Origin of the sequence: Serratia sp. NFX21 (genome assembly GCF_048517035.1) — a bacterium.
GTDB lineage: Bacteria > Pseudomonadota > Gammaproteobacteria > Enterobacterales > Enterobacteriaceae > Serratia > Serratia quinivorans.
In genome coordinates this window covers 3370995-3394464 of record NZ_CP183196.1, presented here as the reverse complement: position 1 = coordinate 3394464, position 23470 = coordinate 3370995, and the positions used below count along the sequence as shown (strand labels likewise).

Annotated in this window: 21 protein-coding genes; 12 read left to right on the top strand and 9 right to left on the bottom strand. The window is 53.2% G+C overall.

From position 1 onward, the window contains the following. Positions 1 to 67: 67 nt before the first annotated feature. Both ACNT1W_RS15960 and ACNT1W_RS15955 read left to right on the top strand, forming a co-directional pair. Complete coding sequence (locus ACNT1W_RS15960) at positions 68 to 361, top strand: hypothetical protein (protein ID WP_012145461.1); 294 nt, start codon at positions 68 to 70, stop codon at positions 359 to 361. A 313-nt stretch (positions 362 to 674) separates the two neighbouring features. Further along, complete coding sequence (locus ACNT1W_RS15955) at positions 675 to 2792, top strand: TonB-dependent siderophore receptor (RefSeq protein WP_419245834.1); 2118 nt, start codon at positions 675 to 677, stop codon at positions 2790 to 2792. Positions 2793 to 2844: 52 nt separating this feature from the next. Here the strand turns inward: ACNT1W_RS15955 and ACNT1W_RS15950 are convergent, their stop codons facing one another. Further along, the gene (locus ACNT1W_RS15950; RefSeq protein WP_012145459.1) at positions 2845 to 3021 is read right to left on the bottom strand and encodes a GhoT/OrtT family toxin; all 177 of its coding nucleotides are present in this window, start codon (positions 3019 to 3021) and stop codon (positions 2845 to 2847) included. 222 nt (positions 3022 to 3243) lie between these two features. Here ACNT1W_RS15950 and ACNT1W_RS15945 point away from each other — a divergent pair, with 222 nt between their 5' ends. Next, on the top strand, positions 3244 to 3402 hold the full coding sequence (locus ACNT1W_RS15945) for a YqaE/Pmp3 family membrane protein (protein WP_006322621.1): 159 nt from the start codon (positions 3244 to 3246) through the stop codon (positions 3400 to 3402). A 528-nt stretch (positions 3403 to 3930) separates the two neighbouring features. Next, positions 3931 to 4620 carry an alpha/beta hydrolase gene (locus ACNT1W_RS15940; protein ID WP_115184485.1) on the top strand — a complete coding sequence of 230 codons (690 nt, stop codon included), beginning with the start codon at positions 3931 to 3933 and terminating at the stop codon, positions 4618 to 4620. Positions 4621 to 5429: 809 nt separating this feature from the next. Here the strand turns inward: ACNT1W_RS15940 and ACNT1W_RS15935 are convergent. Continuing rightward, a complete protein-coding gene (locus ACNT1W_RS15935; RefSeq protein WP_017893069.1) occupies positions 5430 to 6698 on the bottom strand; it encodes a YeaH/YhbH family protein in 1269 nt (422 codons plus the stop codon). A gap of 64 nt (positions 6699 to 6762) precedes the next feature. After that, positions 6763 to 8697, bottom strand: coding sequence for a protein kinase YeaG (yeaG, locus tag ACNT1W_RS15930; RefSeq protein WP_012145456.1), 1935 nt, complete (start codon positions 8695 to 8697; stop codon positions 6763 to 6765). A gap of 429 nt (positions 8698 to 9126) precedes the next feature. Between yeaG and ACNT1W_RS15925 the strand changes: the two genes are divergently transcribed. Continuing rightward, positions 9127 to 9891 (top strand): MipA/OmpV family protein, encoded by a 765-nt coding sequence (locus ACNT1W_RS15925; protein ID WP_012145455.1) that lies wholly within the window; start codon positions 9127 to 9129, stop codon positions 9889 to 9891. A gap of 104 nt (positions 9892 to 9995) precedes the next feature. Here the strand turns inward: ACNT1W_RS15925 and ACNT1W_RS15920 are convergent, their stop codons facing one another. Next, a complete protein-coding gene (locus tag ACNT1W_RS15920) occupies positions 9996 to 10871 on the bottom strand; it encodes a D-hexose-6-phosphate mutarotase (RefSeq protein WP_261098259.1) in 876 nt (291 codons plus the stop codon). An 80-nt stretch (positions 10872 to 10951) separates the two neighbouring features. After that, positions 10952 to 11947: a glyceraldehyde-3-phosphate dehydrogenase gene (gapA, locus tag ACNT1W_RS15915; protein WP_012145453.1), complete on the bottom strand. Its 996-nt coding sequence runs from the start codon at positions 11945 to 11947 to the stop codon at positions 10952 to 10954. Between the two features lie 348 nt (positions 11948 to 12295). Between gapA and msrB the strand changes: the two genes are divergently transcribed. Both msrB and ACNT1W_RS15905 read left to right on the top strand, forming a co-directional pair. Further along, the gene (msrB, locus tag ACNT1W_RS15910; protein ID WP_012145452.1) at positions 12296 to 12709 is read left to right on the top strand and encodes a peptide-methionine (R)-S-oxide reductase MsrB; all 414 of its coding nucleotides are present in this window, start codon (positions 12296 to 12298) and stop codon (positions 12707 to 12709) included. Positions 12710 to 12773: 64 nt separating this feature from the next. Beyond that, positions 12774 to 13046 carry a YeaC family protein gene (locus tag ACNT1W_RS15905; RefSeq protein WP_012145451.1) on the top strand — a complete coding sequence of 91 codons (273 nt, stop codon included), beginning with the start codon at positions 12774 to 12776 and terminating at the stop codon, positions 13044 to 13046. A 37-nt stretch (positions 13047 to 13083) separates the two neighbouring features. On the opposite strand, the gene ACNT1W_RS15900 is transcribed toward ACNT1W_RS15905, so the two are convergent. The 4 genes from ACNT1W_RS15900 to sppA all read right to left on the bottom strand — a co-directional run bounded on the left by ACNT1W_RS15900 (position 13084) and on the right by sppA (position 18215). Then, complete coding sequence (locus tag ACNT1W_RS15900) at positions 13084 to 14364, bottom strand: glycoside hydrolase family 18 protein (RefSeq protein ID WP_419245833.1); 1281 nt, start codon at positions 14362 to 14364, stop codon at positions 13084 to 13086. A gap of 230 nt (positions 14365 to 14594) precedes the next feature. Then, on the bottom strand, positions 14595 to 15227 hold the full coding sequence (gene pncA / locus ACNT1W_RS15895; RefSeq protein ID WP_259189544.1) for a bifunctional nicotinamidase/pyrazinamidase: 633 nt from the start codon (positions 15225 to 15227) through the stop codon (positions 14595 to 14597). A 21-nt stretch (positions 15228 to 15248) separates the two neighbouring features. Then, positions 15249 to 16265: an asparaginase gene (ansA, locus tag ACNT1W_RS15890; protein ID WP_012145448.1), complete on the bottom strand. Its 1017-nt coding sequence runs from the start codon at positions 16263 to 16265 to the stop codon at positions 15249 to 15251. 93 nt (positions 16266 to 16358) lie between these two features. Beyond that, a complete protein-coding gene (gene sppA, locus ACNT1W_RS15885) occupies positions 16359 to 18215 on the bottom strand; it encodes a signal peptide peptidase SppA (protein ID WP_419245832.1) in 1857 nt (618 codons plus the stop codon). Positions 18216 to 18375: 160 nt separating this feature from the next. Between sppA and ACNT1W_RS15880 the strand changes: the two genes are divergently transcribed. The 5 genes from ACNT1W_RS15880 to ACNT1W_RS15860 all read left to right on the top strand — a co-directional run bounded on the left by ACNT1W_RS15880 (position 18376) and on the right by ACNT1W_RS15860 (position 23461). Beyond that, the gene (locus ACNT1W_RS15880) at positions 18376 to 18927 is read left to right on the top strand and encodes an NAD(P)H nitroreductase (RefSeq protein WP_012145446.1); all 552 of its coding nucleotides are present in this window, start codon (positions 18376 to 18378) and stop codon (positions 18925 to 18927) included. 157 nt (positions 18928 to 19084) lie between these two features. After that, positions 19085 to 20128: a selenide, water dikinase SelD gene (selD, locus tag ACNT1W_RS15875; protein WP_419245831.1), complete on the top strand. Its 1044-nt coding sequence runs from the start codon at positions 19085 to 19087 to the stop codon at positions 20126 to 20128. Next, positions 20128 to 21246 (top strand): tRNA 2-selenouridine(34) synthase MnmH, encoded by a 1119-nt coding sequence (gene mnmH, locus ACNT1W_RS15870; protein ID WP_419245830.1) that lies wholly within the window; start codon positions 20128 to 20130, stop codon positions 21244 to 21246. Before selD ends, mnmH begins: the two co-directional genes overlap by 1 nt. Then, on the top strand, positions 21246 to 23171 hold the full coding sequence (locus ACNT1W_RS15865) for a DNA topoisomerase III (RefSeq protein WP_012145443.1): 1926 nt from the start codon (positions 21246 to 21248) through the stop codon (positions 23169 to 23171). Before mnmH ends, ACNT1W_RS15865 begins: the two co-directional genes overlap by 1 nt. Beyond that, a complete protein-coding gene (locus ACNT1W_RS15860; protein ID WP_012145442.1) occupies positions 23168 to 23461 on the top strand; it encodes a DUF1496 domain-containing protein in 294 nt (97 codons plus the stop codon). The genes ACNT1W_RS15865 and ACNT1W_RS15860 overlap by 4 nt, the downstream gene beginning before the upstream one ends. Positions 23462 to 23470 lie beyond the last annotated feature (9 nt).

Sequence of the window (23470 nt, the reverse complement as noted above, 5' to 3'; positions counted from 1 at the left end):
GCCAGGTCTGTTAAATGCTGCGACACGCAAGGTGTTTTAATGTGGTTCATGATGGTAATTCATTGATATGAAAGATTATAAAAGCGATAACTCCGCCGTGTATCTGCTGATTATCACCCTGGGACTTTATTTCTTCCTGCCACCAGCGCTGGTCGCTTTCTTCTTTGATTGGTTAAACCTCAACCCCTTCGTCATTATTCGCTTCTGGCATTTTAATCCGTTTTCCGCCGACCGCGGGATCCCCCTCTATCAAACCTTTATATACATATTAAGTTTATGGGTTATAGCGAATATTCTGCTGGCGCTTATTTTGCTGGTGGCTCGGCGTCTCTATGTTTGGTTCGTCAAAGGAACTCGTTGAGCACTGGCACCAGATAGATCATATTGATTCGAGTGTGTATGCCAGCCAAATGCTGGCATTTTTTTATTGTTGATTTTCAATCTACTTTTCCACAATCAGCCCAAGGTTTTTTGCCGACGGCAAGTTAGTTCGTCTGCTGATAAAAAGTATCCTCATGCTTGTAATTCCTTATCGATAAAGATAATAATTATCATTAATATTTCCTTTTCTTTACATACAGCACACCGATAGATCTTTTGCACTCTTGTCAGCCAGCGCTGCTGATGGGGGCGGGTCGGGGGTGACTTAATGATACTTACCGGGGATTACAAATATGCAGATGATTTTTCCTGTCAAACGATCGCGTGTTTTGTGTGCATTCGCGATGTTCCTGCCGTTGACTTCGTTGGCTGAAGACACCCTGGTGGTGAGCGCCAGGCCCGCTGATACTGCCGAGTCGGTGACTCAGGGCTACCAGGCGACCACCAGTCAGGGGGCGACTAAAACCGACCAGCCGCTGATCCTGACAGCGCAATCTGTTTCCGTGGTGACACGCCAACAAATGAGCGATCAGAATACCCAAACGGTCAACGATGCACTGAAATATACCCCGGGCGTTTTCACTAACTTCGCCGGCGGCGCGACACGCTATGACACCATTGCATTACGCGGTTTCCACGGCGGTGATGTCAATAACACCTTCCTCGACGGCCTGCGCCTGTTAAGTGACGGCGGCACCTATAATGCCTTGCAGGTTGATCCCTGGTTCCTGGAGCGTATCGACGTTATCAAGGGGCCTTCTTCAGTGATGTATGGGCAAAGCATTCCGGGCGGGCTGGTGGCCTTGACCACCAAGCGCCCGCAGTTTGCCACGCAGGGGCAGGTTAATCTTTCGGCGGGTAATAACAGCACCCAGGGCGCGGCTTTCGATGTGACCGGTCCTTTGTCGGAGCAGTGGGCTTACCGGCTGACCGGAATGACGCGCAGCAGCGATACCATGTATGACCATCAGCGTGAAGAACGCTATGCAATTTCGCCGTCATTGCTGTGGCAACCAGATGAAAATACCTCACTGTTACTGAAAGCTTACCTGCAAAAGGATCCGTCCGGCGGTTATCACAGTGCAGTACCGGCAGATGGCAGTATCTATTCCAGCGCGGGTGACAAACTGGGGCGCGGATTTTTTGATGGCGAGAGTAGTCGTAACGTCTTCAAACGTTGGGAGCAGATTTACAGCTACGCTTTCTCGCACAGCTTTAATGACGTTTGGTCATTCCGACAGAATGCCAGCTATACCCATTCTAACGTTGAACTGCAGCAGGTTTATCAGATTGGCTGGGATCAGGATCACCAGTTGCTGAACCGCTATTACAGCGGCTCGGCAACCTCACTGGATGCATTCGCCGTCGACAACCAACTGGAGGCCGACTTTGCTACCGGGCCGCTGGATCACAAAGTGATGCTGGGCCTGGATTACCAACGTTTTCGTAATAACCTGTGGGATGAATCTGCCGGCGCCTCTCAATTGAACCCTTATACCGGTGTGTCGGGGGGCGCGGGACTGACCAATCTGACGCATACCGATTCCCGACGCCACTATGAACAGACGGGCGTTTATCTGCAGGATGAAATCAGCCTGCAGAACTGGTATCTGAATCTGTCTGGCCGTTTTGACCGTATAGAGGCAAAAAATACGGTGCTCAACACCGGCACCAGCGATGAACGTCGTGACGACAACTTTAGCGGCCGTGCCTCGTTGCTGTATCGCTTTGACAGCGGTTTCTCACCGTACGCCAGTTACAGCACGGCGGTGACGCCGGAAGCGCTGGCCGATCAAAACGGCCATATGCTGAAGCCGAGCACCAGCGAGCAGTACGAGGTGGGCCTGAAATATCAACCGCCGGGCAGTTCATCAATCTACAGCATGGCCCTGTATGACCTGACGCAGAATGACGTCGCTAACCGGGTGGTGCAGCAAAGTTATTATCTGCCTGCCGGGAAAGTACATTCTCAGGGGATTGAACTGGAGGCTCGCAGCAAGTTAACCGAACATCTCGATCTGATAGCGGGCTACACCTACAACAAGGTGAAGTTTAAAGATGCAATTGACGGCAACAATGGCAATACGCCGTATCTGGCACCGGAGCAAATGGCTTCGCTGTGGGGCAAATATGCCACTGCCTACGGCGTGGATCTGGGGGCTGGGGTGCGTTATATCGGCAAACAGTGGGCGGATAACGAAAATACGCTACGTATTCCTTCCGTGACGCTGGTGGATGCTTCGGTGCGGATGAATCTGGATCGCGTTAATCCATCGTTGAAAGGGGCATATGTGCAGTTAAACGTGAATAACCTGACTGACCGAAAATATGTCGCGGCCTGTTATGGCACCGGTTATTGCTATTGGGGGGCAGAACGCTCGGTGCTGGCGACGGTAGGGTACGATTTTTAACGGAAGGCTCATGACTGCCCCGTCGCTCTTTGGCGGGGCGGTATCTCAAGCGTTAGAACAAGGAGAACATCAACACTACCGGCAGGCTCAATGGCCAGGTCAGGCCAATGGTTAACGCACTGATAAAACGAATCTTAATGGTATCTCGGCTGACCAGATAGGTAAAAATCATAGAAACTAACAGGCCAATTAAATAAAAGTATTGTGTTGCTACCCACAGCGACGACATGAAACCAATCCCAGTTGTATTTTTAAGCCTTAAATTTTAAGACCTCAATCCCACATAATCAATGCTTATTAATTCTTTCTTTTTTTAAAGAAATATACCCACAGAATTTGTAGATATATACCAATTTAACGGTTTTATTAGACTGCCGGGAGAGAGCGTAATTTGAAAATGTTAAGGATATGTAATATATTGGTGTCTTATAAAGCAAAATGAGGCGTTATTATGAGCTTTTGGAGAATTGTATTTACCATCATCTTGCCCCCTTTGGGTGTACTGCTGGATAAAGGGATCGGCGGGGCGTTTATCCTCAACATTATTCTGACCTTGCTTGGCTACTTCCCCGGCCTGATCCACGCATTCTGGATCCAGACCAAACAGTAATGGTTTTGCGGGCATATCGCCCAGGGAAGCGGTCTGTTCAGCGTAACGCTATCAACCCTGGTATGGGCACATGCCGGGGTTTTTATCTTTGAAGAGGCTAATGAATATTGAGGCCGTAGACAAACAACCATGAAAAAAGCATCGCCAACAGGCCTGCGATACAAAGAATGGAGATCATTTCCTTCACTGAATAATTCCCTTTTGGTTTCGTTGAAATTACTTCCCATTGTTTTTTCATGAGATTTTAGATCGTAATGGGTAAAAATCCTAGTTTTAATGTCGTGATGTGACCGAACCGTGGACTTATGCTGACGGAAATCTGGCAGATCACCCGAGCTGAATGGAACGCCAGAAGGGATATAACCAAGGGTTAACTATTCGTAGCTATTGCTGAAAGCGGCGGCAGTGAACTATATACAACAGGGCATATAAGGCGTTTTGGCTTGGTGCAGATGGCGCTGGAAGCATGGCGATGTTGATTATCGGGTCTGGCGTAACGCCTCCACGTGGTTAAAGAAGGAATTTGTGATGAATGCAAAACCTACAGTAGTCCTGGTTCATGGATTTTGGGGCGGTGCAGCGCACTGGAGTAAAGTCATTACCGAATTGTCGCATAAAGGATATCACTCGATTCATGCCGTAGAGATGCCGCTGACATCGCTGGCCGATGATGCAGAGCGCACGCGCAAGATGGTGGCACAGCAAGAAGGCCCGGTGTTATTGGTCGGGCATTCTTATGGTGGCGCGGTAATCAGCGAAATGGGCAATTTGCCTAATGTGGTCGGGCTGGTGTTTATCGCTGCCTTTGCACCAGATGCAGGGGAAAGCCCTGGCGGCATCACTCAGCAACATCCTCCGATTGCGGCGGCGAACCTGGCACCGGACAGTGATGGCTATTTATGGATTAAAGCCGATAAATTTCACGAAAGCTTCTGTCAGGATCTTTCCGCCGATGCAGCACTGGTGATGGCGGTGACCCAGAAGGCACCGCTGGCCAGCACCTTCGGTAACGTGATCACCGAACCGGCCTGGAAACACAAACCTTCCTGGTATCAAATTTCCAGCAATGACCGAATGATTGCACCAGAAAATCAACAGCATATGTCGGCGCGGTTGAAGGCAAAAAAAGTGATTACGTTGAATGCCAGCCATGCCTCACTCGCTTCGCATCCAAAGGAAATCGCCGCTTTGATCGACGATGCCGCTAACGCTTCGTAAACCTCCATCGCTCAGGCCCTGCGACTGCGGGGCTTTTTTATGACGGTCGGTTACTCGCGGACGTCTACCAGACCTCAAAATCCCTTCTGGCTATCCTGTTGACCTACAAAGTTTGATGCCAAAAAAATCCCGCACAGCGGCGGGATTAAGGGATGATAGCGACAAACTGGATGTTGTTCTGATTCTGCGGTGTTGTGTGTTTCCAGACCACGACAGTAGCGCACCTGAATTTCGACGACAAGACGAAAAACGGCAATAGCGCAGGTATCAGAATATCCTCATAAGAAACTGAAATTGTTTGCTAAATGGGTAACTCAATGGAAGGGGCATAGCCTGATAGCGATTATAGAACCACTTCCTTGTGGAGAGGCGTCCTAGCGTCGTTTCCGCTTGGTGTTGAAAGTAGTTCCCCTTCTTTGCCGCAAATACATGACAAAGGAAAATACGACAACTGCGATCAAAACGACGATGATTGCAACGGGAAGGTATTCCATAGCACTCACCTGAGATGGCAATTCGGCATCCCATTAAATAGGACTTTTCCTAATTCAAGCAATAAGCATTGCGTAAGGGAAGCGTAATTAGGAATTACCTTAGCTATTGTCCCCTGGAACTGTGCAGGAGAAAAAACCATTAAACGAACAGTAACTTACAGCTTTATCTGAGAGGCAGGGAAGGCGGGCAGTTGATTTGATCGACCGGGGCGTTAGGTAAACCTGAATTAAAACTTTCCAGTGGCAGTTTTCATTATTTTTGCAAAAGAAAACGGCCGATTAGTCTGATTAACCGGCCGTTGATAAAGATGTTAATTATGCGGTCTGCTTGTGGAAAAGCTCGCGGAACACCGGATAGATATCGTCCGGTTCGCGGATATGCTGCATGGCAAAATTATCGAATTTCGCCTGCAGGTCTTCATACTCACGCCACAGTGTTTGATGGGCACGGCGGGTGATTTCAATGTAGCTATAGTAACGCACCATCGGCAGCAGTTTCTTCGCCAGCAGTTCGTGACATAGCGGTGAATCATCGGCCCAGTTATCGCCATCCGATGCCTGTGCGGCATAGATGTTCCATTGTGCCGGGTCGTAACGTTCTTCAACCACTTCATTCATCAGTTTCAGCGCGCTGGAAACTATGGTGCCGCCAGTCTCCTGCGAGTAGAAGAACTCCTGTTCGTCCACTTCCTTCGCCTGGGTATGGTGACGGATGTACACCACGTCGACGTTTTTATAGGTTCTGCTCAGGAACAGATAGAGCAGAATATAGAAACGTTTGGCCATGTCTTTGGTGGCCTGGTCCATCGAGCCGGAAACGTCCATCAGGCAGAACATCACCGCCTGGCTGGAGGGTTCGGGCCGCCGTTCATAGTTCTTGTAACGTAAATCGAAGGTGTCGATAAAGGGCACGCTTTCGATTTTTTTGCGCAACTCGGCAATTTCCTTCCGCAGCCGTTCCTCTTCCAGCAGTTGCACCGGCTCGGTGTTTTCCATCTGGGTGAGTTCGTCTTCCAACTCATGTAAGGCACGCCGTTTACCGGCGGTCATGGCGGTTCGTCTCGCCAATGAGTTTTGCAGAGAACGCACTACGCTGATGTTAGCCGGCACGCCGTTGGCGGTGTAACCGGCCCTATGGGTCTTGTACTCGGTGAGCTGCTTGTACTGATTCTTTTTCAGGTTTGGCAGCGCCAGATCTTCAAACAGCAGATCGAGATACTCGTCCTTGGAGATCTGGAAGACAAATTCGTCCTCGCCTTCGCCGTCCTGGCTGGCGTTACCCTGGCCGCTGCCACCGCCGCCGCCACCCTGTGGGCGCTCAACGCGGTCATTCTGGACAAAGTGGTCATTACCGGGATGAACGCGGTGGCGTGTGCCACCGCGACCCTGATGAAACATCGGCTCGTTGATATCGCCAGTGGGGATCGAGACGGACTCCCCGCTGTCTACGTCGGTGACCGAACGCTTGTTGATGGCTTCGGCAATCGACTGTTTGATTTGCGACTTGTAACGACGCAAGAAGCGCTGGCGGTTCACCATGCTCTTGTTTTTACCGTTCAGCCGTCGGTCAATAAAATAAGCCATACTTCCCCCAAACGACGTTGCCAACTTTCTACGCCATCTCCATGACGCTAATTCTCATTAGACGTTATGAAGACTTTCTGACCCGCAGATACCATTCACACAGCAGGCGAACCTGTTTACGGGTGTAGCCTTTCTCCATCATGCGATCGACGAAGTCGTCGTGTTTCTTCTGCTCGTCCGTTGAGGTTTTAGCGTTAAACGAAATGACCGGCAGCAACTCTTCGGTGTTCGAGAACATTTTCTTCTCGATCACGGTACGCAGCTTCTCATAGCTGGTCCAGTTAGGGTTGCGGCCACTGTTATTAGCCCGGGCGCGCAGCACGAAGTTGACTATTTCGTTGCGGAAATCTTTCGGGTTGCTGATGCCGGCCGGCTTCTCGATTTTTTCCAGTTCGGCGTTCAGCGATTCGCGATCGAACAGTTGGCCGGTATCCGGATCACGGTACTCTTGATCCTGGATCCAGAAATCTGCATAGGTCACGTAGCGGTCAAAAATGTTCTGGCCGTATTCCGAGTAAGACTCCAGATAAGCCGTCTGGATCTCTTTGCCGATAAACTCGGCGTATTTCGGGATCAGATAGCCTTTCAGGTGCTCCAGGTATTTCTCTGACTGATCCTGAGGGAATTGCTCACGTTCGATCTGCTGTTCCAGCACGTAGAACAGGTGTACCGGGTTAGCGGCGACCTCTGCGTGATCGAAGTTGAATACCCGCGACAGAATTTTAAACGCGAAACGGGTAGACAGGCCGTTCATGCCCTCATCAACCCCGGCATAGTCGCGGTATTCCTGATACGACTTGGCTTTGGGATCGGTGTCCTTCAGGCTTTCACCGTCATAGACGCGCATTTTCGAGTAAATGCTCGAGTTTTCCGGCTCTTTCATGCGCGAGAGCACGGTAAAGCGAGCCAGCGTTTCCAGGGTGCCAGGAGCACATGGCGCATGGGTCAGTTCACTGTGATCCAGCAGCTTGTCGTAGATTTTGATCTCTTCCGACACCCGCAGGCAGTAAGGCACCTTGACGATGTAAACACGGTCGAGGAAGGCCTCGTTGTTTTTGTTGTTACGGAAGGTCACCCATTCGGATTCGTTGGAGTGAGCCAGGATAATACCGCTGAACGGCAGGGCGGAAATCCCCTCGGTCCCGTTGTAGTTACCTTCCTGGGTGGCGGTCAGCAGAGGATGCAGCACCTTGATCGGCGCTTTAAACATCTCTACGAACTCCATGATCCCCTGGTTGGCGCGGCACAGAGCACCGGAATAGCCATAGGCATCCGGATCGTTTTGCGCGTGATTCTCCAGCTTGCGGATATCGACCTTACCGACCAGCGCAGAGATATCCTGGTTGTTCTCATCGCCCGGTTCGGTTTTGGCGATGGCAATCTGTTCCAGAATAGAAGGGCGTACTTTGACGACTTTGAATTTGGTGATGTCGCCGCCAAACTCATGCAGGCGCTTGGCCGCCCACGGCGACATGATGGTGCCGAGGTAGCGATTCGGGATGTTATATTCTTTCTCCAGAATATTGGCATCCTCCTGCGGGTTGAACAGGCACAGCGGGTGGTCGTTAACCGGGCTGCGTTCCCCGTTGGCGCTCAGGGTGTAGATAGGCACCAACTGCATCAATGCTTTCAGGCGTTCTGCCAGTGATGATTTCCCGCCGCCCACCGGGCCCAGCAGATAAAGGATTTGTTTCTTCTCTTCGAGGCCCTGCGCGGCGTGTTTCAGGTAAGAGACTATCTGCTCGATAGCTTCCTCCATGCCGTAGAACTCTTCGAATGCCGGATAGCGTGCGATCACGCGGTTGGAGAACAGGCGAGACATGCGCGACTCAAGCGCAGTGTCGACCATGACTGGTTCACCGATAGCCATTAGCAGACGTTCGGCCGCATTGGCATATGCACTGCGATCTTGCCGGCAAATGGTAAGAAAGTCCTGCAGTGTGAACTCTTCGTCCTTGGCAGCTTCGTAGCGCTGGCGATAGTGGTCAAATATGTTCATGGCGATGCCCGTCCTTTCGTTATTAGCACAGGTTAAAGGGAGCTGGTGATAGTGTTTTGGCTCCCGAAAGAAGAAGTTATCCCTGAGTACAGCAACTCGTATGCCAACTTGGTGCGCTTATTATCGCGAGTTGCGCTGTATTGCCACTGGCTCAGGATTTATTCACCTTCTGATTTAAGCTTAGTTTGCATACCAGAAAATTTCCTGCGTGATAAAAAGCTTTTTTTAAGTCATATCAATGACTCAGTTATTACAGGGATAGCCAAATGCCTTGTCTGGCGCGGCCTGCGGCAAAAAACGTCATGGTTCTGCCATGATTAATTCATATTTAGGTTCTAAGTTATTCGATCTCGGTCGTTTTCTATTGTAAAGATTCAGCGCCTAACTAAATTCTCACATAAACTAAGCACGCTATTAACTCTGTTATTTATGGAAAAAGAACCAGTGAAGATTTTTAAACTCAAAACGCTAGCAATTATCGCTTCCGCAATGGTTTGTGCGCAAAGTGCTCAGGCAGGAACTTGGTCACTCGGCGCTTCCGCGCTGGTTAGCCCGGATCCGTATCGTGGCTATCAGGACCGCGTGTATCCGGTACCCGTCATTAACTATGAAGGTGACGATTTCTACTTCCGTACGCTGACCGCCGGTTATTACCTGTGGAAAGATCAGCAAAACCAACTGAGTCTGATGGGCTACTTTTCACCGCTGGGCTACCGCCCGGGTGACAGCGATGATGACCGCATGAAGCAGTTGAACAAGCGTCGCGGTACGCTGATGGCCGGTCTGGCCTATTCGCATTTTGCTGAGTGGGGGATTCTGCGCACCACCTTTACCGGTGATACGTTAGACTACAGCAACGGTATGGTGGGTGATTTAGCCTATCTGTACAAATTTGATCTGGGCGACTTCACCCTGGTACCTGGTGTGGGCGTGTCGTGGAGCAGCAAAAACCAGAACAAATACTACTACGGTATCAGCGAAAATGAATCTCGCCGCAGCGGTCTGGACAGTTACACGCCAAGTGATAGCTGGGCCCCGTACGTTGAGCTGAGCGCCAACTATAAGATCAACAAAGACTGGGATGCCTTCTTTGTTGGGCGTTATGTCCAACTGTCCGATGAAGTTAAAGACAGCCCAATGGTGGATAAATCTTACACCGGACTGTTGATGACGGGTGTGAAATACAGCTTCTAATCGAAGCCTGCACCAATGTTGTGCAATGTAGGCATTATAAAGGGGCGCTGGCGCCCCTTTTGCACATCTGTAGCGCAGCAAGTCTTTACTGCACTTAAAAGGGATCAGCCGTTGTTACGAATGCGGAAGGTCACTGCCAGCCGGGCCGGTTGTTCACCGGCTGCCAACAGGGGTTTACTGACGCGACCGGTTTCTACGCAAACCATGGTTTTATAACCGTCATTTGGCATATCCGCCATGCTGCAAGAAAGCTCCACGCCGGGATTCCAGGCAATCACGTCACTCATGTGATGGTGATGAACCTCAATGGTGCGTTGTTGCGCCGCATCTTTGATCAGACTGAAGGCGTCCGGCTGGGTATAAACCCGGTCGGTCTGGCCGAGAAAGGTCACGTCACCCACCTGGCGAGCTTCTGCGCCGCCGGCAACCTTATCGATATAGGGTTCGCCGAGCCCGGCAACTTTAACCTGCCCGATATCACCGATCTGGAAGTAGGTGTGCAACGCCGCGGTCGCCTGATAGTCGCCGTGGGATTCCAGCTCTATTTCGCATTCCTCACCCAGTTTGAAGCGGGCGATCAGCGTAAAGGCATGTGGCCACAGGCTGCGGGTCTGCTCATTGTCTTTCAGCGTGAAGGTCAGAATAACGCCGTTGTCGTCTTCATCATGCGCGGTCAGAGTCCACGGCTGATTGCGTGCGAAACCGTGTGAAGGTTTTGCTACCGGGCCAAACCAGGGCCAGCAGATAGGCACGCCGCCACGGATGGCATTGCCCTTTTTAAAGGGGGTGTTATTGCTCAGCCAAATAACCGGTTTTTCGCCGCTAGGTTGCCAGGCCAACAGATGCGCACCCTGAAGTGAGATAGCGGCACGCACTTTCGGATGGGAAACCACTACGACAGGCAGTTCATCGAGCTGGCGCTGACTGATAAAAGGGGAAATTTGTTCGGTAACGGGTAGGGTGAAAATCTTTTCGTTCATCGGGTTGCCTTTTGTTCGCCGTAGAAACAAAAAAAGGGTGACAAAAATGTCACCCTCATCATCAGCTTAACATCAATCCATTATTTGGAGATGTGAGCGATCAGATCCAGAACCTTGTTGGAATAGCCGGTTTCGTTGTCGTACCAGGAAACCAGTTTCACGAAGGTGTCGCTCAGAGCGATACCGGCTTTGGCATCGAATACGGAAGTCAGAGTTTCGCCGTTGAAATCGGTAGAAACCACTTCGTCTTCGGTGTAACCCAGTACGCCTTTCAGCTCGCCTTCAGAAGCGGCTTTAATAGCAGCACAGATTTCTTTGTAAGAAGCTGGTTTTGCCAGACGAGCAGTCAGGTCAACCACAGACACGTTCGGAGTTGGAACGCGGAACGCCATACCGGTCAGTTTGCCGTTCAGTTCTGGGATAACTTTACCTACTGCTTTAGCAGCACCGGTAGAAGAAGGGATGATGTTCTGGGATGCGCCGCGGCCGCCGCGCCAGTCTTTGTGAGACGGGCCATCAACAGTTTTCTGAGTTGCGGTAGTTGCATGCACAGTGGTCATCAGAGCTTCAACGATACCGAACTTGTCGTTGATAACTTTAGCCAGTGGTGCCAGGCAGTTGGTGGTGCAAGAAGCGTTAGAAACGATTTCCTGGCCAGCGTAGGATTTGTGGTTAACACCCATAACGAACATTGGGGTGTCGTCTTTGGATGGGCCAGTCAGAACAACTTTCTTAGCGCCTGCAGCGATGTGTTTACGTGCAGTTTCGTCAGTCAGGAACAGGCCAGTTGCTTCAGCAACGACGTCAACGTTGACTTCGTTCCACTTCAGGTTAGCCGGATCTCTTTCTGAGGTACAACGGATGGTTTTACCGTTAACAACCAGGTGGCCGTCTTTAACTTCTACAGTGCCGTTGAAGCGGCCGTGAGTAGAGTCATATTTCAGCATGTAAGCCATGTACTCTGCGTCTAACAGGTCGTTGATTGCAACGATTTCGATGTCAGAACGTTCTTGAGCAGCACGAAAAACAATGCGACCGATACGGCCAAAACCGTTGATACCTACTTTGATAGTCATATATTCCACCAGCTATTTGTTAGTGAATAAAAGGTTGCCTGTAAAATTACAAAAACCTTACCAAGCGTCAAGCGGAATCGTGTCAATTCTTGCTGCAAATCAAACCTGGAAGCCGGGTTTGAGTGCTTATTGCACATTCCGTTTGCGTTCGGCCTCATCCGTTATATGGGGTCAAACCGCTAAGTATAAAGTCAGCCTGTTTAAGATATGTGATCGGTATCACATATTGTCATGACGTGACCTTTATGGGCTACAGTTTAGGCCAAAAAGCGCTGCAGTGTTGTTAATTTTTTGTTATTATTACTCATTGTTTTCGTTGACATTATCCACATTCAGAGAAACGCACAAATGGCTAAAGAGACAACCCCTGACCATCCGGCCACGGAACTGAATGAAATCCAACGTTATGTGACTCAGGAACGTGGTACCGAAGCGCCGTATTCCGGCAAATTGCTGCACAACAAGCGCGAGGGCGTGTACCATTGCCTGTGCTGCAACCAACCGCTGTTCTACTCCGACAGCAAGTATGATTCCGGCTGTGGCTGGCCGAGCTTCTATCAGCCGGTTTCCGACGATGCTATTCGTTATCTTGATGATAATACGCACAATATGCATCGCGTTGAGATCCGCTGTGGGCATTGCGACGCACACCTGGGGCATGTCTTCCCCGATGGCCCGCAGCCAACCGGTGAGCGTTTTTGCGTTAACTCGGCGTCGCTGAGCTTTACCGACGGTGAGAACGGCGACAAAACCGCCGGCTGACGGATTATTCAGTAAGAAAAATCGATTCAGCTAATTATTCTTCCAAGAGTGAGGAAATGCTCTGATGGACGTAAAAGATCTGATTGCCGCCATGACGCCGGAAATCTATCAGCGACTGGTACTGGCCGTTGAGTTGGGCAAGTGGCCGGATGGCGTAGCGCTAACGCCGGAACAGAAAGAAAACAGTCTGCAGGCGGTGATGCTGTGGCAGTCATTGCACAACGCTGACCCGCAGCATATGAGTATCGGCACTGACGGGCAGATCGTGATGAAGAGTAAGCAGGAGCTGAAACAGCAGTTCATTGCTGAACCGCTGGTCAAGTTAAAGCCACAGTAAGTCTGACAGCTGGGCGATGCGAACATCGCCCGCTGAATTACTGTTTCCCGCCGTTAATCCCCAGAGATTCCGCCAGTTGATGTGCTAACCGGTTATTGTCGTCTGCGCCATATTCCCAGAACATCGCACCGCCCAACCCCTTGCTTTTGATGTAGTCAGCCTTGAGTGCAACCGAACGTGGGTTCTCGTAGGAAATAGCGAACAGCGGCTTGCCCTCGGCGGATTTCATCGTCAGATAAGGCACCTGGGCGTCACTGTCCCAATGGGCGGTGAAGCGCCGTTGGGGATCGTTTAGCAGCTTGCTGACGATATCGTTGTATTTGAAATAGCTGTCCTTGGTCAGATCCAGCCCCATAGCCTTGAACACGGCAGTTTCGCGTGCGGTGAAGTAGGGTTGGGTGACCGGGTTTTTAGCCGCATCCGCTTTGTCCCAATCGATGCCCGGCTCGGTAGCCCGTTTTGGCACCCGGCCATAGAAACCAATGCCCAGGTTCAACTGAGCAGGTTTTAACCCGGCGGCCAGATAGTTATCCACCACAAAATTGGCGCTGTAACGATCGGCAGCAGCGACGGTTGGCCATTGTTTGGAGTCATACAGATTGGAGTTGAAGTATTGGGTGCCGTACGCCATATCGTAAGTCATCAGGTTGATGTAATCGAGGTAGGGCGCAATGCCTTTAACATCGAGCCATTCCTGCGGGCTTTTCACGTTGGCCCCGACGGCGATGGTCAGCAACTTGCCTTTATCCAATGCTTTATGCAGCTCTGCCAGCAACAGCGTGAAGTTGGCACGATCCGCCGGTTGGCTTTCGACCAGCCCCCAGGCACCGTTAACCGGGTATTCCCAGTCAAGATCGATGCCGTCCAGATGATATTGCTTGATGACCTGCTGCACCGAGCGGATAAACACCGCCCGGCTTTCCGCTGTGGCAGCTGCGCCTGAGAACCCGCGCGCGCCCCAGCCACCGACGGACAGCAAGACTTTCAGCTCCGGGTTCTGTTTACGCAGTACCGGCAACAGTTGCAAATCCGCCATCACCTTGGGTGACAAATAAATTTGGTGCAGGCGGGATGGATCTTTTAACGCTGGGTTGGTTTCCTGTTTCTCGTCGTTGTAGATCAGACCGAAAGAGTAATTGAGGTGGGTAATTTGTGTGACGTCGAGCTTGTTGATATCGCCACCAGGGCCGGCGGTAACATCACCGCCACCGTTGAAATAACCGACGGAAAGGTAAGAAGCGGCATGAGCCATGCCGGCACCAGCCATACCAAGCTGCACCGCTACCAGCAAAGGCAGCAGTTTACGGGTTAATACCATGTCATCTCCTTTGGTCGGCAAGGCCGACCGAAACCGCCTGAGGCGGTAACATAAAGCCGGGCTCAATGGGCCCCGGATGCGTATAACTTACTGATGCCAATGCATCAGCGGTCATAACAGCAAAAGTGCCGCACGCGAACAAGATGTAATCACAGGAGAATGGTCGGAATGTGAGCGATGTCGAGATTTGGGCAGGGGGAGTGAAAGGGCGCAAAAAGCGCCCAAGGGCATCAGCGGTCGATGAATTGTGACAGGGTAACTAATTGTGCTCCGGCCTGTTGCATTATCCGCAGGGCTTCCTGACTGTCGCCGGGCTGCAAATCAACCCCGCGGCAGCCATCGGTAATCACCGTAGTTCTGTAGCCCAACTCCAGTGCATCCAGCACGCTGAATTTTACGCAGTAGTCGGTCGCTAACCCCATAATCGCCAGATGGCTAACGTTCTGCGTTTTTAGCCAGCTGTCCAACTCGGTGTGCGAGCGGTGACCGTTGTCGAAGAAGGCGCTGTAGCTGTCGATATCCGTATTTTGGCCTTTACGGAACACCGCGATAATCTCCCGTTGGTGTAATTGCGGATGAAACTCAGCGCCCTGGCTTTCCTGTACGCAATGCACCGGCCACCAAACCTGTGGTAACCCCTCCAGCTCACCCAGAGTGCCCACGGGGGCGTTGGCATTTACCGCAAAGCTGCGGTGATTGGCGGGATGCCAGTCCTGGCAGGCGACCACTGGCTCACCGCGTGCGCTGCAGGCCGCGATGGCCTGATTGGCAACGCTGATGACGGCATCACCGTTGGCCACAGCCAGTGCGCCGCCGGGGCAAAAGTCGTTTTGCAAATCGATAAGCAACAGGGCTGTTTTCATTGCGCCTCCGTGGTGTATGGGTTAACCGCTAATGCTTAGCTCGCCACGCAGATCCAGTTGCATCTGGCTGCGAATTTGTTCCGGCGTCAGCGGTTGGCTCAGCAGGTAATGCAGCTTGGTCAATGCGGCCTCGACCGTCATGTCAAATCCACTGATGACGCCGGCATGGGCCAGTGCATTACCGGTGGCGTAGCCTTCCATATTGACCCTCCCGGAGATGCACTGCGTCAGGTTGACCACCACAATGCCGCGTTCGGAAGCATCGCGCAATTCATCCACCAACTCTGCTTTTTGCGGCGCGTTGCCTACCCCGTAAGAGCGCAGGATCAAGGCTTTCACCGGCTGTAGCAGGAAGTTGCGTACTACCGCGCCGGAAATGCCTGGGTAAATGGTCACCACACCGATCGGCTGTGGCGTAATGTCATGCACCTTGAGTTCGCCATTGCAGACCGGGCTGTCGATGCCGTTCTGGCGACGAATATGAATACCGGCCTCCAGCAGCGGCGGCAGATTGGGGGAAGCAAAGGCATCGAAACCGTCAGCATGCGCCTTGGTGGTCCGGTTGCCGCGGAACAGCTTGTTATTGAAGAACAGGCTGACTTCATTTACCGGATGGTTGGCTGCCAGATACAGCGCGTTCAGCAAGTTGGTCTGGCCATCGGAACGCAGTTCCGCCAGTGGGATCTGAGAACCGGTGACAATCACCGGCTTGGCCAGATTTTCCAGCATGAATGACAGCGCCGAGGCGGTGAAGGCCATGGTGTCGGTACCGTGCAGGATCACGAAGCCATCATAGCGGTCATAATTCAGTTTGATATCGTCGGCGATATGCTGCCAGTCTTCCGGCGTCATGTCGGAGGAGTCGATCAGCGGCGCATATTCATGAATGGTGAAGTCCGGCATTTCCGGCCGGTGGAATTCCGGCATCAGGGCCAGTTGCCGCTGCAGGTGGCCGGAAACAGGAATATAACCGTGCTCAGAACGCTGCATGCCGATGGTCCCGCCAGTGTAGGCGACGTAAATCGATTTCTTTTGCATAGTGATTGTTTTAACAGAAATAAGATGGGCTGAATTATAGGGGGATAAGCGCAGAAAAAAAGCCCGGCGGGTGCCGGGCTGAGGATTAATTTGTTAGCGGACTTCTCCGCAGGTCAAACAGATGGCATAGCGATTTTGCGGATCGTTCAGGTTATTGAACAAACCCGGTTGCTCTTTGACCGCCATAGCCACTGATGCCAAGGGCGCAGGCAGCATCGACTGGATGGCTGCCGGCAGCATGGCGTGAATGGAAACGCCAAACTGACTGAGCACCATATCGGTCAGGCTTGGCGTATCGACAAACCAGTTAAGCTGCCACTGTTTCAATTGCGCCAGTTCGGCGGCTTTCTTCACCGCGTCGTCGAAGTCACCCAACTGATCGACCAGACCATTGGTCTTGGCATCGCTGCCCAGCCACACGTGGCCCTGAGCAATCTGATCAACCTGCTGCGGTGTCATTTTGCGTGACTTGGCGACCAGGTCGATAAAGTTTTGATAACCTTTCTCGATGTTCAACTGCATCATCTGCGAGAACTCAGGCGGCAGCGCCTTGGTGACCGCCAGATCCGCCAGCGGCGAGGTTGCCACGCCGTCGGTATGCACGCCGATGCTGTCCAGCGTCTGCTCGTAGGTGTTAATCACCCCGAAGATGCCAATGGAACCGGTGAGGGTGCTCGGGCTGGCGATGATGTAGTCCGCCGGTGTAGAGATCCAATAGCCGCCCGAGGCCGCCATGCCACCCATGGAAACCACCACAGGTTTACCGGCGGCACGTACCGCAGCCAACTCGGAGCGGATCACTTCCGAGGCGCTGACGCTGCCCCCTGGGCTGTTGACCCGGAAAATCACCGCCTTGATGGCCGGATCCAGTCGCGCCTGACGCAGTTCTGCGGCGGTGGTATCGCCGCCAACGGTGCCAGGTGTTTGCGGACCGTCCATGATCGCGCCGTTAGCGAAGATCACGGCGATTTTACCGCCTTGATCCGGCGTTGGCTTCGGCTGGTAGTCGTAGATGCTGGTCGCGTTGAAATCATTGGCCTGCTTGTCCCAACCGAAAGTCTTGATCAGTTGGTTTTCGATGACGGTGCGCGACGCCAGTTCATCGACCAGTTTGTTATCCAGCGCATACTTGGCCGTATCCCCCCCGGCAGCCTGCATACCGCTCAGCACGCCTGCGGCCCCTGGGAACAGCTGTTGCGCCGTGATCTGGCGGTTAGCCGCCACGGTATCCAGATAGTTTTGCCACAATCCACCAATCCAGCGGCTGTCTGCCTCACGGGCGGCCGGTGACATATCGTCACGGATCAAGGGTTCCACGGCGGATTTATAGGTACCGACGCGGAAGATGTTGGTGGTGACCTTGAGTTTTTCCAACAACGATTTGTAGTAAAGGTTGTTGGTGGCAAAGCCGTGCAGGTCGACCGCACCCTGTGGCGACAGATAAACCTTGTTGGCGTAGCTGGCCAGATAATATTGCGTCTGGTTATAGCTGTCGCCAATGGCAAAGATCGGTTTGCCACTGTCACGGAATTCACGTAGCGCTTTGCCGATGTACTGCAGCGAAGGCTGATCGGCACCGGCAAAGTCATTCAACTGCAATACCATGCCGGTAATGTTTTTGTCGTCTTTAGCCTTGCGGATGCTGTCAACCACGTCAAACAGGGAGTTTTCCTGCAGGCGGTTGCTGGAAGCGCCCAACAGTTCACGACCCCATTGGCGAACCTTGTTGTTCATCGATGGTTGGTCAACGACCACGCCGCTCAGGTCCACCAACAACGCACCGCGGGTAGGCACGGCAGGGGTGGTGGCACTCTGGAATGAAAGATAGATACCGACCCCAACCAGGATCAGCAACACCAGGAACAAATTGAGGATCAGTTCCCTGATAAAGTTCAGCAGACGCCATGTCCACCTGAAAACGCCGGCAATGATTTGCCACAATGTGCGCATGTGCTCTCCAGCAAGAGTCGAGAATGTTCCGCTATCCTAATGAGCGGCCAAAGAAATGTCAGCTTTAAATCGTGGGTCACAGAGGCTAATGCCGAGGCTGTCACTCGCCGTTTAGCTATGTTAACGTGATTTGAATGAAAATTGTTATCAGGAGTTTACGATGGATGCACTGGATCTTTTACTGAATCGCCGCTCTGCGTCACGCCTCGCGGCCCCGGCGCCGACGGGTGAGGCACGCCAGAATATCATCAACGCGGGCCTGCGAGCGCCCGATCATGGTGCCTTGCAGCCATGGCGTTTTGTGATGATCGAAAACCAGGGTCTGGAGCGTTTTAGCCAATTGTTACAAGCTGCTGCAAAGCAGGACGAAATGGATGAAGCCGCGCTAGAAAAGGCCACAAAAGCGCCATTCCGCGCCCCGCTGATTATCACCGTGGTGGCCCATTGCACTGAAGAAACCAAGGTGCCGCGCTGGGAACAGGTGGTTTCTGCCGGTTGTGCGGTTCAGGCGATGCAGATGGCCGCACTGGCGCAGGGTTTCAACGGTATCTGGCGCACCGGCGCCTGGACCGAACATTCACTGGTTCGTGAAGCCTTTGGCTGTCGCGAGCAGGACGAAATTGTCGGCTTCCTGTATTTGGGGACTCCACAGTTAAAAGCTTCCACCAAAGTGATCGCCCCAGACAGCACGCCTTTCGTCAGCTATTTCTGATCCCACTGGCGGGATTGCGGCAAAAATGCGCTAAATCCCGCCATTCTGTGTTGTTTATGAGCAGGCCGTTCGGTTATCGGCAGCCCGCTCTTACCAATCCCGTCGGCAAGCGCTACCCTATGATATCTTGAATGCCGTTAACCGAAGGGAGTGGTATATGACATCGCCAGCGATCCGTTTAACCCAGTACAGCCATGGCGCCGGCTGCGGTTGTAAAATCTCACCGAAAGTTCTCGAAACTATTCTGCACAGCGAGCGGGAGAAATTTGTCGATCCGCGCTTGCTGGTGGGTAATGAAACCCGTGACGATGCGGCGGTGTATGACATCGGCAACGGCGTGGGCATTATCAGCACCACCGACTTCTTTATGCCGATCGTCGATAACCCGTTCGATTTCGGTCGCATCGCCGCCACCAACGCCATCAGCGACGTGTATGCCATGGGCGGTAAACCGATCATGGCGATTGCCATTCTGGGCTGGCCGATTGCCACGCTGCCGGCAGAAGTGGCGCAGCAGGTGATCGACGGCGGGCGCTATGCCTGTCAGCAGGCGGGTATCGCCCTGGCGGGCGGCCATTCTATCGATGCGCCAGAGCCTATTTTTGGCCTGGCGGTGACCGGCATCGTCAATACCGAGCGGGTGAAGAAAAACAGCGCGGCGCAGGCCGGAGCCAAATTGTACCTGACCAAGCCGTTGGGCATTGGCGTGCTGACTACCGCCGAGAAGAAAAGCAAACTGTTGCCAGAGCATGAAGGCCTGGCAACCGAAGTGATGTGCCAATTGAATAAACCGGGCACGGATTTTGCCGAAGTCGAAGGTGTGACGGCGATGACCGACGTTACCGGTTTTGGTCTGCTGGGGCATCTGAGCGAGGTTTGCCAGGGCTCAGGACTGCAGGCGACGGTCTGGTTTGATCAGGTACCTAAATTGCCGGACATCGAGCGTTATATTGCCGAAGGCTGCGTGCCTGGCGGCACCGGGCGCAACTTTGACAGTTACGGCCATCTGGTCGGTGAAATGACCGACCTGCAGCGCCAATTGCTGTGCGATCCGCAGACCTCCGGCGGCTTGCTGCTGGCGGTACTACCTGAAGCGGAGCAGCAGGTGCAGGCGATTGCCGAGCGCCACGGCATTCAACTCCAGGCTATCGGTGAACTGCATGCGGCAGTGCCGGGCAAGCCGTTGATTGAGGTTGTCTAGTGTCAGCCACCAGGGAACGGGAAGACGGCCAGGATTATCGCCGTATTTTTTTGCAGGATATCCCGCTGATTGACGTGCGGGCGCCGGTTGAGTTTCAGCAGGGCGCGTTCGCCAATGCTGTGAATCTGCCGTTAATGAACGACGACGAGCGGCAGGCGGTTGGCACCTGTTACAAACAGCAGGGGCAGCAGGCAGCGATTGCGCTGGGCCACAGCCTGGTTAATGGCAGGTTTCGTGAGCAACGTACGGCAGCCTGGCTGGCGCAATGTGCCCAATGGCCGGAAGGCTATATTTACTGTTTCCGCGGCGGTTTGCGTTCTCAGTTGGTGCAGCAGTGGCTGCGTGAGGCCGGCGTCGTCTATCCGCGCATCACCGGTGGTTACAAGGCCCTGCGCAATTTCTTGCTCACCACGCTGGAGCAGAGCGCCGAACTGCCGATGGTGCTGATCGGCGGCAATACCGGCAGCGGTAAAACTCTGTTGGTCAATGAGCTGGCCGACGGCGTTGATCTGGAGGGGGCAGCGCACCACCGCGGTTCATCTTTTGGCCGAACGCTGGTGAGTCAAAGCGGACAGATTGATTTTGAGAATCGTCTGGCTGTGTTATTGCTGAAAAAACAGCATGGTGGCTGCCGCCGCTGGGTGCTGGAAGACGAAGGGCGCATTATCGGCAGCAACAATCTGCCATTACCCGTCTTCAACCGCATGCAGCAGGCACCGGTGGCGGTGATAGACGATCCTTTTGAGGTGCGTCTGGCACGGCTGCAGCACGAATATATCGACCGGATGCGTATTGAGTTTGAACAGGCCTACGGCGCGCAGCTCGGCTGGCAGAAGTACGATGAATATCTGCATCACGGCCTGTTTGCCATTCGCCGCCGCCTGGGGCTGGAGCGTTTCCAACTGCTGACGCAGCACCTGGAACGGGCACTGCAGTATCAGCAGGCCAGTGGAAATAGTGACGAGCATCAGCAGTGGCTGGTGCCGTTGTTGCAGCACTACTACGATCCGATGTATCACTATCAATTGGAAAAGAAATCCCAGCGGATTGTGTTCCGCGGGAATTATGCTGAAGTAAGAGAATTCCTGATGACGTACAGCCAGAATAACGGTGAATAATGCGACTGTTTATTGCCGAGAAACCGAGTTTGGCGCGCGCCATTGCCGACGTACTTCCCAAGCCGCATCGCCGCGGCGATGGGTTTATCGCCTGCGGTAACAATGATGTGGTGACCTGGTGTGTGGGCCACTTGTTAGAACAGGCGCAGCCGGATGCCTACGACAGCCGTTATGCGCGCTGGTCGCTGGCCGATCTGCCGATCATCCCTGAAAAGTGGCAGTTGCAGCCACGGCCTTCGGTCAGCAAACAGCTTAATGCCATCAAAAAGCTGCTGCACGAGGCCGATGAAGTGGTGCATGCCGGTGACCCGGACAGGGAAGGCCAATTGCTGGTGGATGAGGTGCTGGACTATCTGGCGTTGTCGCCGGAAAAACGCCACAGCGTCCGCCGTTGCCTGATCAACGATCTCAACCCGCAGGCGGTGGAGCGCGCTATCGAACGGCTGCGTGACAATCGCGACTTTATCCCACTTTGTGTCTCCGCCCTGGCGCGTTCCCGCGCCGACTGGCTGTATGGCATCAACATGACCCGCGCCTACACCATTTTGGGGCGTAATGCCGGTTATGATGGCGTGTTGTCGGTGGGCCGGGTGCAAACGCCGGTGTTGGGGTTGGTCGTCAGACGTGACGAAGATATTGAAAATTTTGTCTCGAAGGACTTCTTCGAGGTTAAAGCGCACATCGTGACGCCCAAAGACGAGCGTTTTGTCGCCCTGTGGCAACCGAGTGACTCCTGCGAGCCTTATCAGGACGAAGAAGGGCGCTTGCTGCACCGATCGTTGGCAGAACACGTGCTCAAGCGTATCGAGGGCCAGCCGGCGCTGGTCACCTCTTATAATGATAAACGGGAATCAGATACCGCACCCTTGCCGTTTTCACTGTCGACCTTACAGATTGAGGCTTCCAAACGCTTCAACCTGAGCGCGCAGCAGGTACTGGACGTGTGCCAGCGGCTGTATGAAACCCATAAATTGATCACCTATCCGCGTTCCGACTGCCGCTACCTGCCGGAAGAGCATTTTGCCGGGCGGCATTCGGTGTTGAACGCCATCAGCGTTCATCAGCCGGATCTGTATCCGCAGCCGGTGATCGACAGCGATCGCCGTAACCGTTGCTGGGACGACAAGAAGGTTGATGCTCACCACGCCATTATTCCGACCGCCCGTGCCAGTAAGGTTAGCCTCAGCCAGGATGAACTGAACGTTTATGGCTTGGTGGCGCGGCAGTACCTGATGCAGTTCTGCCCGGACGCCATGTTCCGCAAATGCGTGATTGAGCTGGATATTGCCGGCGGCAAGTTTATCGCCAAGGCGCGTTTTCTTGCCGAAGCAGGCTGGCGAACACTGTTGGGCAGTAAAGAGCGTGATGAAGAAAATGAAGGCGCTCCGTTGCCTGTGGTGGCGAAGGATGACCAGCTACTGTGTGAGCGTGGTGAGGTGGTTGAACGTCAGACCCAACCGCCACGTCCTTTTACCGATGCCAGCCTGCTTTCCGCCATGACAGGGATTGCACGTTTCGTTCAGGATAAAGCACTAAAGAAAATCCTGCGAGCGACCGATGGTTTAGGGACAGAGGCCACGCGCGCGGGCATCATTGAGTTGCTGTTCAAGCGGGCGTTTTTGTATAAGAAAGGGCGCTATATTCACTCCAGTGAAACCGGCCGGGCGTTGATCCATTCGCTGCCGGATATTGCTGCCCGTCCTGATATGACCGCCAACTGGGAAGCCACGCTGACGCAAATCAGTGAGAAATCCTGTCGTTATCAGGACTTTATGCAACCTCTGGTAGGTACTCTGCAGGAGCTGATTTATCAGGCCAAGCAGAGTCGGGCGAGTATGGCGTTTCGCGGGTTGCCGCCGTCGCCTTCCGGCGGGGCGAAAAAACGCAAGAAAAGCGCCGGTAAGGCGCGGGAGAAGAGCGAATGAATCACGGCTTACTGTTGCTGGCCGGTAGCGCACTGTTGTTTTGCAACGCGGCGATGGCCAATCGTGGCGATGTCGATGTGGTGGTGCCAGTGTCGCCGGAGATCTGGGGGGCAGCAAAAAACGCTGCGGCTCAACCCGCGGCACAACCTTGCAGCCGCTGCTGCATCTATCAGGATCAAAACTATTCTGAAGGGGCGGTTCTCAAGGTGGAAGGGGAAGCGTTGCAGTGCGTACGCGACCCCAACGTGGTAGGGACTAATCCGTTAATCTGGGTGCGTCTGAAGAAGTGACGCTGTAAC

Bases quoted from the DNA above. Each gene is read 5' to 3' on its own strand.
- ACNT1W_RS15905 (WP_012145451.1), top strand. From the start codon at position 12,774: ATGGACGTAAAAGATCTGATTGCCGCCATGACGCCGGAAATCTATCAG.
- ACNT1W_RS15920 (WP_261098259.1), bottom strand. From the start codon at position 10,871: ATGAACGAAAAGATTTTCACCCTACCCGTTACCGAACAAATTTCCCCT.
- pncA (WP_259189544.1), bottom strand. From the start codon at position 15,227: ATGAAAACAGCCCTGTTGCTTATCGATTTGCAAAACGACTTTTGCCCC.
- ACNT1W_RS15860 (WP_012145442.1), top strand. From the start codon at position 23,168: ATGAATCACGGCTTACTGTTGCTGGCCGGTAGCGCACTGTTGTTTTGC.
- sppA (WP_419245832.1), bottom strand. From the start codon at position 18,215: ATGCGCACATTGTGGCAAATCATTGCCGGCGTTTTCAGGTGGACATGG.
- ACNT1W_RS15955 (WP_419245834.1), top strand. From the start codon at position 675: ATGCAGATGATTTTTCCTGTCAAACGATCGCGTGTTTTGTGTGCATTC.
- yeaG (WP_012145456.1), bottom strand. From the start codon at position 8,697: ATGAACATATTTGACCACTATCGCCAGCGCTACGAAGCTGCCAAGGAC.
- msrB (WP_012145452.1), top strand. From the start codon at position 12,296: ATGGCTAAAGAGACAACCCCTGACCATCCGGCCACGGAACTGAATGAA.
- ACNT1W_RS15945 (WP_006322621.1), top strand. From the start codon at position 3,244: ATGAGCTTTTGGAGAATTGTATTTACCATCATCTTGCCCCCTTTGGGT.
- ACNT1W_RS15925 (WP_012145455.1), top strand. From the start codon at position 9,127: ATGGAAAAAGAACCAGTGAAGATTTTTAAACTCAAAACGCTAGCAATT.
- ACNT1W_RS15900 (WP_419245833.1), bottom strand. From the start codon at position 14,364: ATGGTATTAACCCGTAAACTGCTGCCTTTGCTGGTAGCGGTGCAGCTT.
- ACNT1W_RS15950 (WP_012145459.1), bottom strand. From the start codon at position 3,021: ATGTCGTCGCTGTGGGTAGCAACACAATACTTTTATTTAATTGGCCTG.
- ACNT1W_RS15960 (WP_012145461.1), top strand. From the start codon at position 68: ATGAAAGATTATAAAAGCGATAACTCCGCCGTGTATCTGCTGATTATC.
- ACNT1W_RS15935 (WP_017893069.1), bottom strand. From the start codon at position 6,698: ATGGCTTATTTTATTGACCGACGGCTGAACGGTAAAAACAAGAGCATG.
- selD (WP_419245831.1), top strand. From the start codon at position 19,085: ATGACATCGCCAGCGATCCGTTTAACCCAGTACAGCCATGGCGCCGGC.
- ACNT1W_RS15865 (WP_012145443.1), top strand. From the start codon at position 21,246: ATGCGACTGTTTATTGCCGAGAAACCGAGTTTGGCGCGCGCCATTGCC.
- ansA (WP_012145448.1), bottom strand. From the start codon at position 16,265: ATGCAAAAGAAATCGATTTACGTCGCCTACACTGGCGGGACCATCGGC.
- ACNT1W_RS15940 (WP_115184485.1), top strand. From the start codon at position 3,931: ATGAATGCAAAACCTACAGTAGTCCTGGTTCATGGATTTTGGGGCGGT.
- gapA (WP_012145453.1), bottom strand. From the start codon at position 11,947: ATGACTATCAAAGTAGGTATCAACGGTTTTGGCCGTATCGGTCGCATT.
- ACNT1W_RS15880 (WP_012145446.1), top strand. From the start codon at position 18,376: ATGGATGCACTGGATCTTTTACTGAATCGCCGCTCTGCGTCACGCCTC.